Annotated in this window: 15 protein-coding genes; 2 read left to right on the top strand and 13 right to left on the bottom strand. The window is 51.2% G+C overall.

The annotated features are described in order from the left end of the window. The first annotated feature begins 16 nt into the window (after positions 1-16). Together ABXJ76_RS11655 and ABXJ76_RS11650 are read left to right on the top strand one after the other, a co-directional pair. The gene (locus ABXJ76_RS11655; protein ID WP_432740657.1) at positions 17-739 is read left to right on the top strand and encodes a DsbC family protein; all 723 of its coding nucleotides are present in this window, start codon (positions 17-19) and stop codon (positions 737-739) included. 387 nt (positions 740-1,126) lie between these two features. Further along, positions 1,127-2,392: a restriction endonuclease gene (locus ABXJ76_RS11650; RefSeq protein ID WP_432740656.1), complete on the top strand. Its 1,266-nt coding sequence runs from the start codon at positions 1,127-1,129 to the stop codon at positions 2,390-2,392. A 29-nt stretch (positions 2,393-2,421) separates the two neighbouring features. Here the strand turns inward: ABXJ76_RS11650 and ABXJ76_RS11645 are convergent, their stop codons facing one another. The 13 genes from ABXJ76_RS11645 to ABXJ76_RS11585 form a co-directional block, all read right to left on the bottom strand. After that, on the bottom strand, positions 2,422-2,805 hold the full coding sequence (locus tag ABXJ76_RS11645) for a hypothetical protein (protein WP_432740655.1): 384 nt from the start codon (positions 2,803-2,805) through the stop codon (positions 2,422-2,424). 204 nt (positions 2,806-3,009) lie between these two features. Beyond that, complete coding sequence (locus ABXJ76_RS11640; protein WP_432740654.1) at positions 3,010-3,849, bottom strand: hypothetical protein; 840 nt, start codon at positions 3,847-3,849, stop codon at positions 3,010-3,012. A 295-nt stretch (positions 3,850-4,144) separates the two neighbouring features. After that, positions 4,145-5,452, bottom strand: coding sequence for a cobyrinate a,c-diamide synthase (locus tag ABXJ76_RS11635; RefSeq protein ID WP_432740653.1), 1,308 nt, complete (start codon positions 5,450-5,452; stop codon positions 4,145-4,147). A 5-nt stretch (positions 5,453-5,457) separates the two neighbouring features. Next, positions 5,458-6,405: a putative phage abortive infection protein gene (locus ABXJ76_RS11630; RefSeq protein ID WP_432740652.1), complete on the bottom strand. Its 948-nt coding sequence runs from the start codon at positions 6,403-6,405 to the stop codon at positions 5,458-5,460. A gap of 58 nt (positions 6,406-6,463) precedes the next feature. Then, positions 6,464-7,597: a CobW family GTP-binding protein gene (locus ABXJ76_RS11625; protein ID WP_432740651.1), complete on the bottom strand. Its 1,134-nt coding sequence runs from the start codon at positions 7,595-7,597 to the stop codon at positions 6,464-6,466. After that, positions 7,579-9,228, bottom strand: a complete 1,650-nt coding sequence (cobJ, locus tag ABXJ76_RS11620; RefSeq protein WP_432740650.1) for a precorrin-3B C(17)-methyltransferase — start codon at positions 9,226-9,228, stop codon at positions 7,579-7,581. Before cobJ ends, ABXJ76_RS11625 begins: the two co-directional genes overlap by 19 nt. A gap of 196 nt (positions 9,229-9,424) precedes the next feature. Next, positions 9,425-10,204 carry a cobalamin biosynthesis protein gene (locus ABXJ76_RS11615; RefSeq protein ID WP_432740649.1) on the bottom strand — a complete coding sequence of 260 codons (780 nt, stop codon included), beginning with the start codon at positions 10,202-10,204 and terminating at the stop codon, positions 9,425-9,427. Then, positions 10,201-10,977: a precorrin-4 C(11)-methyltransferase gene (gene cobM, locus ABXJ76_RS11610; RefSeq protein WP_432740648.1), complete on the bottom strand. Its 777-nt coding sequence runs from the start codon at positions 10,975-10,977 to the stop codon at positions 10,201-10,203. The genes ABXJ76_RS11615 and cobM overlap by 4 nt, the downstream gene beginning before the upstream one ends. Then, on the bottom strand, positions 10,974-11,708 hold the full coding sequence (cobI, locus tag ABXJ76_RS11605) for a precorrin-2 C(20)-methyltransferase (RefSeq protein ID WP_432740647.1): 735 nt from the start codon (positions 11,706-11,708) through the stop codon (positions 10,974-10,976). The genes cobM and cobI overlap by 4 nt, the downstream gene beginning before the upstream one ends. Positions 11,709-11,883: 175 nt before the next feature. Next, positions 11,884-13,017: a cobalt-precorrin-5B (C(1))-methyltransferase CbiD gene (gene cbiD, locus ABXJ76_RS11600; protein ID WP_432740646.1), complete on the bottom strand. Its 1,134-nt coding sequence runs from the start codon at positions 13,015-13,017 to the stop codon at positions 11,884-11,886. A 91-nt stretch (positions 13,018-13,108) separates the two neighbouring features. Next, a complete protein-coding gene (locus ABXJ76_RS11595; RefSeq protein WP_432740645.1) occupies positions 13,109-14,695 on the bottom strand; it encodes a precorrin-8X methylmutase in 1,587 nt (528 codons plus the stop codon). Beyond that, positions 14,685-15,500, bottom strand: a complete 816-nt coding sequence (locus ABXJ76_RS11590; RefSeq protein WP_432740644.1) for a cobalt-precorrin-7 (C(5))-methyltransferase — start codon at positions 15,498-15,500, stop codon at positions 14,685-14,687. The genes ABXJ76_RS11595 and ABXJ76_RS11590 overlap by 11 nt, the downstream gene beginning before the upstream one ends. A gap of 321 nt (positions 15,501-15,821) precedes the next feature. Continuing rightward, the gene (locus tag ABXJ76_RS11585; RefSeq protein ID WP_432740643.1) at positions 15,822-17,747 is read right to left on the bottom strand and encodes a putative cobaltochelatase; all 1,926 of its coding nucleotides are present in this window, start codon (positions 17,745-17,747) and stop codon (positions 15,822-15,824) included. Between the last annotated feature and the right edge of the window lie 45 nt (positions 17,748-17,792).

Genomic DNA, 17,792 nt, shown 5'->3' with positions numbered 1-17,792 from the left:
TTAACACAGGAATATTATGAAAAAAATTATTATGAGCGCCGCTTTATCGTTACTCGGCCTGACTTTATCGGTGGCACATGCTGATGAAAATGCTATCAGGCAAGCGCTGGCTAAATCCATGCCATCGGTAACGGTGGAATCCGTTAAGCCTTCTGAAATCAGCGGTCTTTTTGAGGTTACCGTCGGTGGCAGCATATTTTATGTTTCCGGCGATGGTAAGTATTTAATACAGGGGCACTTGGTTGATGTTGCTGCACGTACGGACCTTACTGAAGAAAAGCTGAGCGGCACTCGCAAACAGGCTATCGAGAAACTCGGTTTGGATAAAATGATCGTGTTTAAACCTAAAGTAAGTAAGTATACGGTTAGTGTTTTTACCGATATCGATTGCGGTTATTGCCGTAAATTGCACTCTGAAATCGATCAATACATGGCTGAAGGCATTACTATCCAGTATTTGTTTTTCCCAAGAGCCGGTAAAGGTTCCGATTCATACAGCAAAGCCGTATCGGTTTGGTGTGCCGCTGATCGCAAAGCCGCCTTAACCGCAGCGAAAAAAGGCGATAAGCTCGACGCTAAAACCTGCGACAACCCGGTCGATCAGCATATGCAATTGGCTGAAGATTTTGAAGTGAAGGGCACACCGATGATCGTTACCGAAAAAGGTAATATTTTTCCCGGTTATCTGCCTGCAAAACAGCTGGTTGAAGCCTTGGAAGATGAAAGAAATCCTAAATAAAGCGATGATCTAAAGACTGTCGGCGCTTTTAGGGAGGGTGTAAAAAAGGCTGTTATTCGCCTTAAATCATCACCACTTGCTAAAGGCGTTACCAAAGCAACGCGTTCGGTTTGTTCTTGACTAGTGCGGTTATAGATTCCTAGCCGCAACCAACAAAATCCGAAAAGATATTTTCTTACATAAAAGTCGGCCTTACGACTACCACCGGGCTTGTCCAACAACCGGTTCAGATTGTGGTTCGCTATCGCTCACACAATCTAACCTTATTCGTTAGGGTTTGGATAAGAGTATCCTGAACTTTCGTAGGGTACGCATTGCGTACCTTTAATCAAGCGTTCCGATAAATTAAGCCCCAAAAAGGTACGCGGTGCGTACCCTACCTGACTAATGCAGCCAAGAGCAATCAGAGAGGCCGAACAATTTAAGCAACAAAAAGAAGTCAAAGTTGAAGAATTGACGCATCTAAAAAAAGTAGAACCCAACAATACCAATATCCCATCAAAGGCGTTTATTTCAAACATGAACATACACTTGAACAACATGAACATAAACTTGAAAAAATTAAAATTAGATGCAGAAATTAAGGATTTTACAATAAATGTCAATTCGACAGTTTCTCAGCTTTTAGGCAATAGAGAGCTTGTAGAAATGGGGAGGAGCTTTATTGATAATTCGAATATTGCCCTGTATGTTGATGCTTATTATTTATCAGTTACTGAGGATATATTTGATTGCCAATGCGAGTATTCTCTACCAGATAAATTATTATTAATGTCTACTAAACAAGTAAGAGATAATATTCGTAGAAAAATGGATTATGCTTATAACTTTGAAGGTAAAATCAGAAAAGAAATTCAATGTTATTTAGAAAATAACCTGTCGATGTTTACTCGAGTTATAAAAGAAAATACAGCTATAGATAGCCAGTATGGATTTTTTGTAACTTATCTTTTTATTTATAATGTTGCCATTGAACACTTGGCGAAAGAATGGGATAATGAATATAAAGAATATTTTTTTAATATAATAGATCTGACTTTAGACGAAGCAATAGAAGGATATTGTTCTATTGATGATATTGTTCATCGTGATAATGTATCTCTAGGTAAATTTATATATTACCTGATAAAGCACGATAAATTTACTAACAATGACCGAAATTATTTTACTTGCTGGGAAATTGTTATTCCAAAAATTAATCATATTTTGGAAAATAAAAAATTTAGCAATTTTATCAGCAGGTTGAAAACATCAAATACAAGTAACCAGATAAAATACACGATTAACGATGTCGATTTAATGGATGGGCTAGAGTTTGAAAAATTCATAGCTGAATTATTTTCTAAGATGGGCTATGAGTCCGAAATAACTAAAGCATCCGGTGATCAAGGAATTGATGTTATAGCTTCAAAAAATGGAAACACAATCGGTATTCAAGCAAAGTGCTATTCAAGCACAGTAGGCAATAGCGCAATTCAGGAAGTTGTTGCCGGTAAAGTTCATTATCGTTTGCATAAGGCAATAGTTGTCACAAATAATTTCTTTACCAATTCTGCACAACAACTTGCAAAATCAAATTCAATCATTCTATGGGACAGGCATATTCTAAAAGAAAAAATTGATGAGAATTTTAATTCATCAATTTTAGAATGAGATCAATTGGGGTTAAGGACTAAACGGTTTTATTCATCTTCTTCCTCAGGAGGAAGAGCTGTACAGTCATCAATTGTGCTCCGAGCATCTTCAATAATGGTTTCAGCCTCCTCGAAAGCATCAGACGCATCTTTTGACGAAAGTTTTTTTTCGTCAATCTGAGTGAGAAGTCCAATAGCCTGATCTAAACGATGGGGCAGCTCTCTTGTTCTTATAAGTTCTTCGCCATATGGCATATCGTCTAAAGTCAGACGCCTATCTTCATTAGCCCGCCTAAATTCATCATCTATTTCTTGCGCTGTACTACGATAATGATCAACCTCTTCTCGAAGAATAGATGCTTTTTCTAGTGCGTCTTGAATTTCATCAGTGCTCGGTAGTTCGGGTATAGTTTCTTGCAGGTTTTCTGACATGTGAGTCTCCTTGAGAAAATAGGGGAAATCTGGGGGAACTGGGCGCCTAACGTCCCTTTGACCGACTTGTTAGGCCGGACAGCTAAACTACCACCAAACAAAGTGACCACTTAGCTACAGTGTGTAAGCAATACTCAGGATACAAGGAAGCTAAATTTTGGCACCGATGCTAACCTTGCGTGATTGCAAGACCTGCCCCCATTCTCATTGACTATTTTCACGAAGTGAATTTAATCGAATAAATTCTTCCCGTAAATCTTCAAGTTCAGTTAATAATTTACCAATATTTTCCTCATTGGGTGATGTGCAAACTATACAATATCCTTTTGCTACTGAAGCACCTCGCGCTCCACATTGGAGACATAGATAGAGAGTATCATCATGGTTTCGTTGTTTCCAAAGAGCGGCTAAACTGTCAGCCGCATTACGCCCTGCAATGCCCATTTCATTAAACAAACCTTCGAGGATGCCTCCCACTGGATCATAATCATCAGTCCAGGGGTCATAAGAAAATTCATCAGCAAGGTTTATATTGAAAAGTTTATAGGCCAAGTAATTACTGATGCTTAAAAATTCTAAGGCAATGTTGCGCGCCTCTTTAGTTTGATATGAAAACTCATAATGTTCAATTACATCCCGAATATCATTTGCTTGCTGGATTAACGTAATTTGCTGATCATTTAAGAGGTTAGGCTTTAAATTTAAAAGCTTTGGCAAGCCCTCTCGTAAGGAGATGGTGTTCTTCTTTTTTTTACCTTTATATATCGAATCAGGGTCTTTAGAGTGAATATAAGCTTTGGTCAATAATTCAAGCCCTTGTATAAGATGAAGAATCGCAAACTTGTAATTGTAAGTGGACGGGGGTCTAACAAAATTACCGCTGTAAAAAATGATTGATCCGTCTTTTCCTCTCCACTCTATTGAGTCCGTATCTGGGTCAAAGAGTCGATCTGTAGGTTCAGTACAATCCTCTACCATACCTAAATGCTCGATTGCGTGATACAAACTATGAAGTGCGTTTTGTCTGAGATTTAGTTTAATCATTATCAATTTGAACGATTATGCCTAACGTTAAGTAGACACCTTTTTAGGAGTATATTAAATTTAAATTACCGGTGAATAATGCCGCCAACTTAACTTGTTAGACTGGATTCTATAGTAATTACATTATTGATAGCAACCTGATTTATGCAAAATCAAAATACACTTCCTAAACTGCTTGATTGCCTGATATTTTGGCTGCTGAGCAGAGTCAGTTTAAGTCGTGTTAGTGTCTAATACGACTACCGAAAAAATAAAACAATTAAAATCAGAGTGTTAGTTGTTCTTCTTTTTTCGCTTAAGGCAAAAACAATTGTGCGGTTGCCGTCGGATTTGATGAAAAATAGCCGTGCAGGTAACTGGCGGTTAGCCGGTTTAGCTGATAAATGGCTTCCCCTGCTGAGGTGTTATGCACGCGTTCGCCAAAGGCAACAGGGGTAAGCGGCGTTTCTATCAGGGAATGGTGAAAAGTATGGCTGCGCAAGACGCCGCCAGGCATGGGCGCTGATTGATAGCCCAAGCCTTTCAGCTTGTTTTGCATGATCGCGTGTCCGGGCAACAGGCCGACCATTTCACCGCGAAAACCGGCTTTATCGACGATCGTTTCCAGCAAATACAATAGTCCCCCGCATTCAGCGTAAATGGGTTTTTCCTGTTGGAAATGCGTTTGCAATGCCGACTTCATTGCCAGATTATCCTGTAGCGTTTGCAAATGCAGCTCGGGATAGCCGCCCGGCAGATAAACACTGTCAACATCAGGCAATGCAATATCCGCAAGCGGCGAGAAGAAAACCAGCGTGGCTCCCATTGCCTGTAACACATCCAGATTGCCTGCGTAAATAAATGAAAATGCGGTATCGCGGGCAATGCCGATGCGGATACCCGATAACAGTTGGGGCGGCGTTTCCTGTTCGGGCGCTGTAAATTCGACAGCCTCTGGCAATTTTGCCAGCCTGGTTGAAGCTATTGCCGTTGCTGCGGCTGACATTCGCGATTCGAGATCAAGCACTTCTTCCGCCTGAACCAGACCCAGATGCCGTTCCGGCAATACAAACCGGTTATCGCGCGGTATCCCGCCAAAATAATGCAGATCAGACGGCATGCCTTCCTGGATCATGTCGTTATGCCGGGGACTGGCGACGTTATTGGCTAAAATACCGGCGAACAGCAGTTTAGGCCGATAGTTGGCAAGTCCGTAGGCAATGGCTCCCAGCGTTTGGGCTGCCCCCGTTGCGTCAATCACCGCCAGCACCGGCACCGAGAACAGTTCGACCACATCGGCACTACAAGGTTCGCCATCAAACAAACCCATCACGCCTTCAATCAGTATCAAGTCGGCTTCCAGCGCGGCTTCGTACAATAATCGCCTGCATTCAGTTTCGCCCATCATCCACAGATCGAGCTGGTACACCGGCAGGCCGCAGGCGCGTTCGAGTATCATCGGGTCGAGAAAATCGGGGCCGGACTTAAACACCCGGACTTTGCGGCCTTGCTCGACATGATAACGGGCAAGCGCGGCGGTGATGGTGGTCTTGCCGTGATTGGAGCCGGGCGCGGTGATGAATAAAGCGGGGCAGGACTTTGGTTGTGTATAGGAAGAGTTCATATCTACTAAGCGACTTCTTGCCACTCAAAATAATTTTCATTGAACAATTCATCAATGTTTAATTCATTGTCTCGTTCGAAAAAATCTTGAGGAATATTCTGAACCATCCCATAACTTGTCATTAGTTTCTTATCCCACCAGTCGCGTCCCATCGGAGTACGACTATTGATGAGCAACAGCGCTTGCTCATGTGTAGTAAGTTGAGCTCGTATTGTCTTAACGAAATCGTACTTATCGAGGTGAATAGTTTGCTTGTCTACATAACACACAGTTTGATAAAGATGGCGGTAATAATGGCCAAGACGCGACTGATGTCCCTCAAAAGGAAGATAACCCAGTTTACGTTCTTTTTTTAGATGTTCCTTTAACTCTTGTTTATTAAATTCTTTTTCGAGCGCATTGACGAATACACAGTTAAAAGCTGCGAGGGAACTTTTAAGCATTCGTGAAGAATTTGGCCCAACGCCAAAGAAAAGGACGTAATACGAAATATGGAGTTGCTGGGGCAGTGTAAGCTCCTGTTTATATTCCTTAGCTATTCTGGAAATTACGTCGAGAATGATTCTAAACTCCCGGATCAACAAGACGAATATCTTTCTGCCAGAAGACCCACCGACCTCTAGCTCGGCGACATTGTCACGATGCATTTTGATTAGCTCAAAATACTTTGTTTCAAAATTCTGCTGCTCTGATGCTTCACGTTGGTTTTTGAGATTAGCGTATAAGAGAACTACACTTACCAAAGCAAATATCGTTCCAATATACCCACCAACAAAGTCCCCGAGTAGTCCAGCCGTTTGTGGATTGATAGTATCTGTTTCGCGATATACTTTGGCTATAAATATTAGGTTGATAAATACCAATCCGCAGAAGACAGTGATAGCTTCGACGCAATATCTTTTCCACCAACTTTGTTTACGGTAAGTATTGCATTTTAATAATGTGGATTTCATAGTTGATACATTGGTCAAGTAGGTACGTGATGCGGACTATTTCATTTTCACAACGGTTTTATTGCCATTGCGTTGCGGTCAATCGGGATAACAGCGCCGCCACCTTGTTACGGTTCAGGTGGTAACCGATAAAAACCAGTTCCGATTCCTTTGCGGATTGTTTGATTGTATCTGTGCTTATCGCCACCCGTGTGCGCACCGCCTGAACAAGAACGGATTGATCCGGATCAACAAGCCGTATAAAGCCTTTGCTACGCAACAACGGTTCAACTTTAGCCACTTCGATTAGTGCCTGTTTCAGTGTTTCCGGTTGTTGCGGTTCCTGGCTGCGCAGCACGAACGACAGCCAGCCCGGATCCTGTTCATGAAAATGTTTGTGCGTTGCCAGTCCGTGACTGTGGACTGCCAAACCAGAGTGGACATGACCGTTCAGTTTTGTATGACTACCTAATGTCGGCGTACCGGAATCGGGCACGGCGGCTAGCGGCGTAAACCGGTGGTTGTGCGCGGTAAAAGTCGGCTGGTGCAAGCGCAGGCCAAGAGCCAGCCGAATATCCAGTTGGGCGTTGTAAGCGAGCTCCAAGAAGCGCACGTTCGGCGCACGCTCGCGAACGCGTTGTTCCGCGAGCAGCAAAGCATCCTCATCCAATGAGTCGATTTTGTTCAACACCACGACATCGGCATATTCGAGTTGCTGTTCAAACAAGGTTGCGACCGAATCGGCAACGGCGGCCTGCGGACTGTCGGCACTCAAGTCACGATCAAACTGGTCGGACAGCAGCAACGGCGTATCCACCACGGCCAGTGTCGCGTCAAGGATAAAATCCTTGGCCAGTTCGGGCGATTGCAACAACTCCATGACCGCTGTGGGCAACGCAAGCCCCGAGGTTTCTATCAGCACATGGTCGACATTGGCCCGGCGCTTGGCGATTGCCTGCAGGGTCGGGATAAAGTGTTCGTCATCGCCGTAGGCAATCAGGCCGTAAGGGAAATCATGAATCCGCACATGCTCATCGCCGCCAACGCTGTCGTTAATCAGCGCACCGTCGATGGAAACTTCGCCGAATTCATTGATCAGTAACGCAAGGCGTCGGGTTTGCCTGCTTTTGATCAGGCTGCCCAGCAATGTGGTTTTGCCGGAACCGAGAAAACCGGTAACGATGGTGACCGGAATCATGCGTTGATATTCCACGCTTGTAACTGCCGCAATACCGCATCGAAACTTGAGGTGGCGAACGGATACTCAAGTTTCGGGCGCTTGATCACCAGCAACGGGATATTCAGCGCCTGCGTTGCCGCCACTTTGGCTTGATAGCCGCCTGCATCGCCGGAATCCTTGGTGATCACGCAATCGATTTTCAAATCCCGCCACAAGGCTTCATTGAACGCTTGCGAAAACGGTCCTTGCATCGCGCAAATATGACTGCGCGGCACACCCAGATCGATGGCCCTTTGAATGAATTCAGGCTCGGGCGTTACCCGTACAAACCATTCGCGTTCGGCGGCACCCGGCGCTTGTAGGAAGACAGCCAAATCCTTGGAGCCGGTGGTCAGAAAAATGCGCCGACCGAGGGCAATGGCCTGTCCGGCCGCTTGTTCTGTGGAGGTACATTCAATACCGCTATCTGCTGCAAAAGAACTGGGGCGCTCAAAACGCAGATACGGAATATTCAAGCTTTGCGACAAGCCCATCAATTGTTCCGAGATCAGGCTGGCGTAAGGATGCGTTGCATCAACAATTACCCGTGCCTGATTTTGGCTTAGCGCCTGTCTTTGCGCTTCAACGCCTTGATGCCCGGCCCAGACCGACACGCCGGAGCAATGCTGGGCGGCAACCTCGCCGCCGTATTCCGTTGCGGCGGAGACCACGACCGGATAGCCTTGCCCTGCCAACTCGTTAGCCAATGCGTTGCCGTCGCTGGTGCCGGAAAACACCCATAGCGCGTGCTCGGGCAGTTCATTTTCGACTGCCAGGGATGGTGGCCGAGACTGCTCCCGGCAGTTCTCGGCATTTCCTCCATCCATGGAGGTCAGAAGTGTCGCAATCGGTAGGGAACCGATGCGACCAACCGGCTGTTCGGCGGGTGCATCCCAGTTATTGTAGCCGCGCGGCGTAAAAATAAAGCCGCGCTTGCGCTGGGTAAAACGGTTGCCGATCACGATGGTGGTCAGCATGTCGAATTGCAAGGACAGCAAGTCTTCCAGATGATGAATGCCGACTTTCTGGCCGGGCCGATAGGCGTTATGTATGACGCCGCACAATGTTTTCGGCGATTTCGACTCCAGCATGATGTTGAGGATGCGGTACACGCCTTCCTGGCGACCGGCGCTTTGCACGTTATACAAAACACAGGCGAGGTCAGCCTGGGCGATGTGCCGTCCGCGCTGCTTGATCCAATCCCATGGGCACAACAGGTCGGACAGGCTCAGCGTGGCGAAGTCGTGCGACAACGGCGAACCTAATAACGAGGCGCAGGCATTGGCGGAAGTGATACCGGGGATTACATTGACCTCATAGTCGTCATCTTCGCGCATTTCATCGAAAGCCAGTGCCGCCATCGCATAAATGCCGATATCGCCGCTGGAAATCAGCGCGACTTTGGCGCCGCTACGGGCTTTTTCGATTGCCAGTAAAGCGCGCTCGCGTTCCTGAGTCAGCGGCGGCGTGTGGATTTCCTTGCCGGTTATCCACGGCTCAATCCAGCGCAAATACAGGTCATAAGCCACAATCACATCGCTGTCCCGCAATGCCGCTTCGGCGCGGGGAACGATCAAATCGCTAAATCCCGGCCCGACCGAAACCAAATTTAAAACACCTTTCATTCTTTTATCCACTGATTATTAATCTGTAATATTTGTTTTCTTATAACGGACAAAGCAAGCTTTGGACTCCAACTATAGGATGCCGTTCAAAGCTTGCTTTGAATCATTTAACATAGAGTAGGGCGTGCCATGCGCGTCTTCGCGCTGGTTCCCAAGCTCCAAGCTTGGGAACCAGCGATCTGGCGGATGGCGCTCTTTATATATTATCTTCAACAACGGCAACGGCTACGCCGTTTAAAGCCGTTTTAGGCACGATCAATTTGCCGCGGGCGCCGGCAATCAAAGCGCAGGGCTCACAAACTCCCGGCAAGCCCACATTCTGCTGTACCCAGTCCGAGGCTTTAGTTACCCAGGGCCTTGCCGCCACTGTTGCGCTTGCCAATACGCGTAGCGGCAAATCGTGCAGTTCGCAAAAATCCAGCAAGCCCGGTTCGTTTGCCTTCAAGTCTATAGTCGCTATTTCGCGCACTTCGCTTAACGGCCTCTCGCCTAATGCCAGATGCACGGCCGCGGCGATTTGTCCGGCAGTGACACCCTTGCGACAACCTATACCGACGACTAAAGGCTTCAAGGCTTCTGTTGCTGTAGTAATGACCGGTACCGCGCCGATTGCATTGGCGACGCGATAAGCCAAACGGTTGGCGCCGCCTTCATGTCCTGCCAGCAGCGACACCGCGAACCGTCCCGCTTCGTCCAGCACCACGACGGCCGGGTCGCTATGTTTGTCCAGCGCCAAACCATCGAGAAAGCGCACCGCGATGCCGCTGGCCGCTATCATGATCCACTGCTTATGCTTTCGGTAGACTGCGGCAAACTGTTGTTTCTGGCTGGTGGCGTTACTTGTAGGGGCGACCGGCCGGTCGTCTTTTATTGCAGTAAGCCAAGGCCGGTACAATATCCCACCCAGCTGCTCTTGTAAGATCAAAGCCAAGGCTTCGCTTTCAGGCCTTACTAGCCAGATGCCGCAATCAGTCACACTGCAGCCTTTTTCTTTTTCACGACGCGGAAGATATGCGTGAAATCCTTGGAATACAGACTGGATTCGGTTTGTTCACCGCGTCCTAAAGCTTTGCCTACCAATAACATCGTGGTTAGATTCCACTCGCTTTTTTTGGTTTCTTTAAGGATAGCGCCCAACGTGCCCTGGTAAGAGCGCTCTTCCGGCCAGGTTGCTTTATAGACCAGCGCCACCGGCGTGTCGTCCGGGTAATGCAATCGCAGGTCGGCGACTATTTTTTTCAGATGCGGCCCGGACAGGAAGATGCACATCGTCGCTTGGTGCTCGGCCAATCGTGCGATCGATTCCAGTTCCGGCACGGCCGAAGCGCGGCCTGAAACGCGGGTCAGGATCACGGTTTGCGAGACTTCCGGCTTGGTCAGCTCGGCCTTAATGGATGCCGCCGCCGAAGTGAACGAGGACACGCCCGGTACAATTTCGTAGTCGATACCGAGGGCATCAAGCCTGCGCATTTGCTCGGCGGTCGCGCCGTAAATGGCCGGGTCGCCGGAATGCAAACGAGCTACATCGCAATCATTCTCTTGTGCTCGACGGTAGCAGGCTTCCTGCTGTTCAAGGTCAAGCTGGGCTGTGTCGATCAGTTCGGCATCTGCCCGGCAATGCTGCAACATGTCGATAGGCACCAATGATCCGGCATACAGCACCATGCTGACCCGGCCGAGAATATTCGCGCCGCGCAATGTGATCAGATCGGAAGCGCCGGGACCTGCGCCGATAAAGTAAACTTTCATGAATGCCTTCTCTCTCTGGGTGTTTTGCGTATTAATAAGGTGGCGAGATAGCCCATCGCCGAGGTGGCGCATAAATCGCTGACATCATCGGCCAGCATTTCGTCGGCCAAGCCGATGCGACGGGCAAACGCACAGTATTCGGCGATGCCCATGTCACGGAGCAGAGCCAGCACCCAGGGCAGGCGCGCGCCGATCTTCATCAGCACGACGATGTCATGGCTTTCGATGTCCTGCCGGAGCGCCGCCGCATCTTCGGGGCAGGGCAAAATCAGAGTGCGCTCCTTGCCGACGCCCAGCGGCCAGCCCATCGCCGAGGCCGCAGCCGCATAGCTGGTAATGCCGGGGAAGGTGCGCTGCGGCAAATCCGGCAAATACTCGCGCAAAGCGGCCAATATATAGCCGTAAGTGGAGTAGGTGAGGCTGTCGCCTATGGTCAGGTAAGCCACGTTTAAACCTGCGCGCAAATCGACGGCGATGGTTTCCGCCAGTTGTGCGTAATGCTCGCTCAATACCGTACGGTCAGGGTCCATGGTGAATTCTATTTCACGTATCCGTTCCTGAGCGATGACTATGCCGGTTAAGCATTGCAAGGCCACCGAGGTTTCCGAACTATGCGCACGGGGGGCGTAAATGATGTCGGCCTGTTGCAATGCCTCAACCGCAGCCAGCGGGATGTAACCCGCTGGCCCCGGTCCTACGCCTATGCCGTAGAATGTACCTAAATGACTCATGCTGCTCTCGCGAGGGTTATGATAAAAAGTACCAGTATTTTGTAAAATGTTATTTGATTAGACATAAATAAACGGTGCAGTGCATATTGCTTAGCGTAGGGCGCGCCGTGCACGCCTTTCCGCAGTTTGGGATTACTTCTCTCCGGCGCGCGGCGCGCCCTACTTGGCTACTCCTTCATACTTCACCCAAGCTATCCCCTTGTAAATTAAATAGCCGCACTTCAACCTGTTTCACTGCCGGTACGCGTTGATGAACAAGTGCGGCGATGCGCTGTTCGATGTCTGTCCACAACGCCTGTGCGCCGGTTTCGCTCTTTAATCTTTCCATTGCGGCTTCCACTGTGTTTGCCTGTTCCAGTTCTTGTACCAGACGGCTGTCAAATCCTCGTTCTCCCGCTACCCGGGCGACAACGCTCATGGCCATGTCGCTCCTGTTGGAGTGCGTATCCCATACGCTGTCCAGCACTTTGGCAAGTTTGCCCGGGTGTCCCAATAACCACAATACATCCAGATGGCGTTGTTGTTCAGCCAAGGCTTGCTGTAAAAAATCTAACGCGTCGCCAAGAAAATTGGCGATCTGCACCGAGCGCTGTTCGGGTAATCCCAGCGCCTCTTTTGCATAAGTGCGGCCGATTTTTCCGGGCAGCAAAGCGATGCTGTTTATATCGTCGCCCCCCAACGCGACGCGTACATAAACCTCAATCGAGGCAATCCAGGAAGCCAGCGACAAAGGCTCGACTATGCCTGAAGTGCCGAGTATCGATATGCCGCCGACTATGCCGAGTCTCGGGTTGAAAGTCTTTTTGGCAATCGCTTCGCCGTTGATACAACCTATGATCAGGTCGAAGCCTTGGTCTTTATTATCGGACACCTCGACGACCGCCTGCCGCATCATCTTGCGCGGCGTTGGGTTAATTGCAGGCTCACCTACCGCTACGCGCAGGCCTGGCTGGGTCGCAGTGCCGACGCCGCTTCCGGCGAAAAAGCGTATTTGCCCTTCATTGTTTCTTCGCACTTCGGCGAAGAGGGTGGCCCCGTGCGTGTTGTCCGGGTCGTCGCCGCCGTCTTTTAGCACTTCGGCCCGTGCTGTGTGTTCGTTCAGGCAGCGGCAGTCCTGAATCGGTACGGTCAGGTAATGCGTATCGTCAGCCAATGTTATTTGCACCTGCGTGAGGCGCTCACCGTGCAGCAGCAGATACAGCGCGGCTTTAACCGCCGCCGTGGCGCAGCTGCCGGTGGTGCGCCCGCGTCGCAAGCCGTTCGGTGCGAGCACGCTGAGATCGAATTCTTTAAGCTCCGGTTGAATCATGCTCGGTACAGCAGCTAAAAAAATGGAACGCAGATTATTAAGATTAAATAAGCTTTTATTGAATCATCTGTGTTCATCATATTTATCTGCGTCATCTGCGTTCCATCGCAATTGCTGAGCCATACTCTGCAAGCTGATTCACCGCGTCGATCATCAAGCCGTTGACGACGGTTGCCGCCCACGGCGAACCGCCGCGCGTGCCGCTGTTGGTGATGCGCGGCACTTGCAGGCAGCGTTTTAATTCCGCTTTCGACTCGCAGGTGCCGACAAAGCCGACCGGCAAACCAATCACCAGCTGCGGCCGCCAGCCGTGTTCGCGAATCAAGCGCACCGCTTCCCTGATCGCGGTCGGCGCATCGCCGATCGACAGCACTATATCGTTACCGAATTTTTCGAACGCGCGTCGTATTCCGGCCGCGGAACGGGTGATGCCTTGCGCCTGCGCCATCAGCGCGGTTTCGCGGTCATGCACCCCGCACCAGGTTTCGATGCTGAGCTGTTCGAGCAGAGCGCGCTTTAGGCCGGTCTGCACCATGGTCACGTCGGTTACTACACGCTTGCAACGCAACAAGGCACGAATGCCGGTTTCGACCGCGCCCGCCGAAAAGTAAATGTCGTCGACCGCATTAAAGTCGCCGCTGGTATGCACCAAGCGTTGCAGCACGGTCAGATGCGCCTCGGGGAAGACCGACCAGTCGCGTCCGGCGGCGATGATGCGGAAACTTTCGGCCTCTATCGGATGCGGCACGTAAGGGGCAAATTCTGTCGCGGCTTGATCTATAGCGGCTTTTTCTGATAGGCCGCGCACCTGAAGATGATGGGGGCGTTGCGGTTCGCCGACCTGCTGCTCAAAGCCGACGATTTGCACCCGGTATTTGCACAGAGAGCAGTTCATCTCCGCACGGCCTTCTACCGCTTCCTGCGCCCTGGAAATCAGCACATCGGCCACGTTCGGATGCACGCCGAGATAGCCTGCCTTGAGCACTTCCAGCTCAGGCTCGCGCTCTTGCATGGCATCGGCAGCTTCATAAATACGCTTGACCAAGATGCCGTCGAACAGGAAAAACGGCACCACCATCAACCGTGCATACCCCAGTTGAGCTACGGCGCGCAGGCCGTCGGCAACCAGCGGTTTAGCAGTGCCTGAATAGCACACGTAAGATGCGCCAAAGCCCATGCCTTCTTCGATCATGCGCGCGAACTTGGCGACGTCGCCATTGGCGTCGGGGTCGGTGGTGCCGCGGCCGACCAGTACCAAGCAGGTGTCGGCACGGCGCACAGTCTTGGAGGATGCCGATTCGGCCTCGACGATACGTTGCTGAACGACTTGCAGCAACAACGGATGTAAGCCCATCGGCGCACCGAAATGAAAATCGACGTCGGGATGTTCGCGAGCCGAGGTCAGCAGTTCGCTGGGCAGGTCATTTTTAGCATGAGTTGCCGCCAGTAAGATGCTGGGCACCATGACGATTTGTTTGGCATCGTCGCTCAATTGGGCTGCGATCGCCTGATCGATAGTCGGGCCGGCAAACTCCAGGTAGCCGTGACTGACCACATGCTGCGGCGCGCGCGCTCTGACCAGTTCAACCAGTTGCTCGAATTCCCGGATGCCGTCGGCATCGCGGCTGCCGTGACCTGCGATAACGATGCCGAATTGTTGGTTTGTTTCAGCCTGCATTCGGTAACGGCTCCATTGCGGGTTCAATCTGGCTGGACATAGGGCTGCGGGTGCGGATTAACATGATGCTCATGTCGCTGAATTCCTGTTTCGCGCAGTCGGCGAGCGTGCCGTGCCACTCCGCTTCGGCAATTGCTCCCTGCATTGCTCTCGGCAATTGCTCCCTGCATTGCTCTACCTCCTCCATCCGTGGAGTCGTACCTCCTGCATCCATGCAGTCGTCTGAGCGGGTCAAATTCTCCCAGACCTCGGTCGGGTGGTCGGGCGATATGTCTTGCTCCAACAGGTAAGTTGCGATATGGCGCGGCATGAATGAGCGCGCCTCGTCCCACGGGCAGGGGATGACGATCGCATTGCGCTGGTCTTGCAACACATGCACCAGGTGTTGCTTAAACGGGGTCAGGTCGCCGCGACGGTGGAAAGTGATAAACGTCGTTTCGTCGAAACAGACCTTGGCACGCGATGCGAGTATTTGCGCCGACGATATGCCCGGCACGGTTTCGACCGGATGGCCGCAAGCGCGCTCGACCCGTTCCAGATACTGGAAGCCGCTGAAATGGATGTCGCCCATGAACACCACGACGCAGTTCTTGCCCGCATGATGCTCAATTGCAACCTGCGCCAATTGTTCGGTTTGGTCGCGATAATTCATCAGCACGGTTTGCGCCGTAGCGGGAATCAGGCTTTGCACGACGTTAATAACGGCATCGAATCCGGCTACCACATCGCTATTGCGGATCAGCTCCGCGCCGCGTTGGGTCAGGTAAGCCACGTCGCCGGGGCCTGCGCCTATGCAGATAATCATAATTGTTCCTTTGTAGAAGCGACTTCTAGGTCGCCCATATTTACTAAAATATTGTTCATTTTTACGCGCTCGTTCCCAAGCTCCTCAGTCTTGGAAGCTCCAGCTTCCAAGATTGTCTCGCGAAGCTACGACTTGCATGGATGCACAAGAGGTAGAGCAACGCAGGAGCGGTTGCCGAGAGCTTCGCGTACTGGGTTCCCAAGCCAGAGCTTGGGAACCAGCATAATAAAATACTTCATGTTCAGCATCGTAGGGCGTGCCATGCGCGCCTTTTTGGAGCTAAGGCGCGCATGGCACGCCCTACGTCGAAAAAATGTAATATCATTTAATGCACCCACGCACCGTAAGCGCCAGGTTTTCCGCCGATAATTCTTCCAGCGTCAGGCATTCGGCACCCAAGGCCTGCGCCAATTGCCGGGCTTTCCCCAAGCGCAAATACCCGGTTTCAGTATCGAGCACCAGGGCGGGTACGCCGCGTTCGGCCAGTAATTCTGCAAATCTTAGCGACTCCTGCCAGGGATCGTTGCCATCGGTCAGCGCAACATTGGCCTTGCCGTCGCTAAGCAACACCAGCAACGGCGGCATGCTGGTTTTCTCCAGCGTTTCCAGTGCCACAGACAGCGCATGAGGCAAGGGCGTGCGGCCGCCGGTAGGCAGTTCGCGCAGATTCTGTTCGGCAAGATCGACGCTGCGGGTAGGCGACAGCAATAACTGGGCGGATTCGCCGCGAAAGCCGATCACCGCGACTTCATCGCGCTGCTGGTAGGCATCGGTCAGCAGCGATAGCACTGCGCCTTTGACCGCTTCCATGCGTCGCTGTGCAGCCATGGAGCCGGAGGCGTCGACGACAAACAAGATCAGGTTGGCATTTTTGCCTGCCCGGACTTGTTGGTGCAGATCGTTTTTCAACACCTGAAAGTTGTCGGAGCCTCTAAGCGCCGCGCTACGCAAGGTCGCGCCGACGGCGAGACTGCTTGGATTTTGGTCCTGCACGACTCGCACGACACGGCCGCGCGGGGCATCTGGTGCCGTGCTGCGCTTGCCGGAGGCGTACCTATTGGCAACCGTATCGATTTCGATGCGTCGTACATTAACGGCAGACGCGGCGGCGAAGACTTGTTGTTGGTCTTCCGACTCGCCGTTATCTTGATCGTTTTCCTGCTCGGTATCTTCAGCGCCGGATTCGCTTTGATCCGGCGGCTGTAACGCCTGTTGCATCAGCTCATCGAGCTGGTCTTTATCCAGCCCCGGTTGCTCGAACGGCTTGCGCCTGCGCCGATGCGGCAACACCAGTTCTGCCGCGCCGCGCACGTCTTGCGGCGTGACCTGCGAGCGGCCTTCGAGCGCGGCCAGTGCGCGCGCGGCTTTGTGCATGACGATGTCGGCGCGAAGGCTGGCTACCTCGAATTCGCAGCACAAATGACTGATCAGGTCGAGCAGCGCATCATCCAGCAATACTTCCGGCAGCAACTGCTGCGCCGTTGTCAGTCTGTGCCGCAATTCCTGCTGTTGCTGCATCCAGTTGGCGGCGTAAGCCGTGGGATTGGCCTCGAAGGCGATGCGCCTTCGCACGACTTCGGAGCGCAAGGTTTTGTCGCGAGGTGCTGTCACTTCAACCATCAGCCCGAAGCGGTCCAGCAATTGCGGACGCAAATCGCCTTCTTCCAGATTCATCGTGCCTATCAGCGTAAAGCGGGCAGGGTGGGTGACCGAGAGGCCTTCGCGCTGCACCGCATTAACGCCCATCGCCGCCGCATCCAGCAGCACATCGACCAGATGATCGGGGAGCAGGTTGACTTCGTCGATATAGAGTATGCCCCGGTGCGCCGCAGCCAGTAAGCCGGGCTTGAAAACGCGCCGACCGCCTTTAAGCGCCTGCTCCAAATCCAGTGTGCCGATAACGCGGTCTTCGGTTGCGCCCAGCGGCAAGGTAATGAAAGGCACGGGCTGTGGGCGCGAATTTATTCGCGCTGCCGTTAAAAGCGCGAATGAATTCGCGCCCACAGGATTACATGTTTCGCAGTGCTGATAGGGCACGCCGGGAGCGCAATTAAATGCGCACCCATCAACCCGTTCGATCAGCGGCAGAATGCCGGTCAGCGCCCGCGCCGCGGTGCTTTTGGCGGTGCCTTTGTCGCCGCGTATCAGTACGCCGCCCAAGGACGGATCGACCGCGCACAGCAGCAACGCAGTCTTGAGCTGGGTTTGTTCGACGATGGCGGAAAAAGGGAAGGTGGCGTGGTTCATTTGGTTACGCTCGTTCCCAAGCTCCTGCTTGGGAATGCAGTCTTG

The organism is Methylobacter arcticus (assembly GCF_050917435.1).
In the GTDB taxonomy this organism is placed as follows: domain Bacteria; phylum Pseudomonadota; class Gammaproteobacteria; order Methylococcales; family Methylomonadaceae; genus Methylobacter_A; species Methylobacter_A titanis.
This window is presented reverse-complemented; position numbering and strand designations above follow the sequence as displayed.

Coding starts and splice junctions, on each gene's coding strand:
- cobJ (WP_432740650.1), bottom strand. CDS start 9,228: ATGAAAGGTGTTTTAAATTTGGTTTCGGTCGGGCCGGGATTTAGCGAT.
- cobM (WP_432740648.1), bottom strand. CDS start 10,977: ATGAAAGTTTACTTTATCGGCGCAGGTCCCGGCGCTTCCGATCTGATC.
- ABXJ76_RS11655 (WP_432740657.1), top strand. CDS start 17: ATGAAAAAAATTATTATGAGCGCCGCTTTATCGTTACTCGGCCTGACT.
- ABXJ76_RS11595 (WP_432740645.1), bottom strand. CDS start 14,695: ATGCAGGCTGAAACAAACCAACAATTCGGCATCGTTATCGCAGGTCAC.
- ABXJ76_RS11640 (WP_432740654.1), bottom strand. CDS start 3,849: ATGATTAAACTAAATCTCAGACAAAACGCACTTCATAGTTTGTATCAC.
- ABXJ76_RS11650 (WP_432740656.1), top strand. CDS start 1,127: ATGCAGCCAAGAGCAATCAGAGAGGCCGAACAATTTAAGCAACAAAAA.
- ABXJ76_RS11635 (WP_432740653.1), bottom strand. CDS start 5,452: ATGAACTCTTCCTATACACAACCAAAGTCCTGCCCCGCTTTATTCATC.
- ABXJ76_RS11590 (WP_432740644.1), bottom strand. CDS start 15,500: ATGATTATCTGCATAGGCGCAGGCCCCGGCGACGTGGCTTACCTGACC.
- ABXJ76_RS11630 (WP_432740652.1), bottom strand. CDS start 6,405: ATGAAATCCACATTATTAAAATGCAATACTTACCGTAAACAAAGTTGG.
- ABXJ76_RS11645 (WP_432740655.1), bottom strand. CDS start 2,805: ATGTCAGAAAACCTGCAAGAAACTATACCCGAACTACCGAGCACTGAT.
- cobI (WP_432740647.1), bottom strand. CDS start 11,708: ATGAGTCATTTAGGTACATTCTACGGCATAGGCGTAGGACCGGGGCCA.
- cbiD (WP_432740646.1), bottom strand. CDS start 13,017: ATGATTCAACCGGAGCTTAAAGAATTCGATCTCAGCGTGCTCGCACCG.
- ABXJ76_RS11585 (WP_432740643.1), bottom strand. CDS start 17,747: ATGAACCACGCCACCTTCCCTTTTTCCGCCATCGTCGAACAAACCCAG.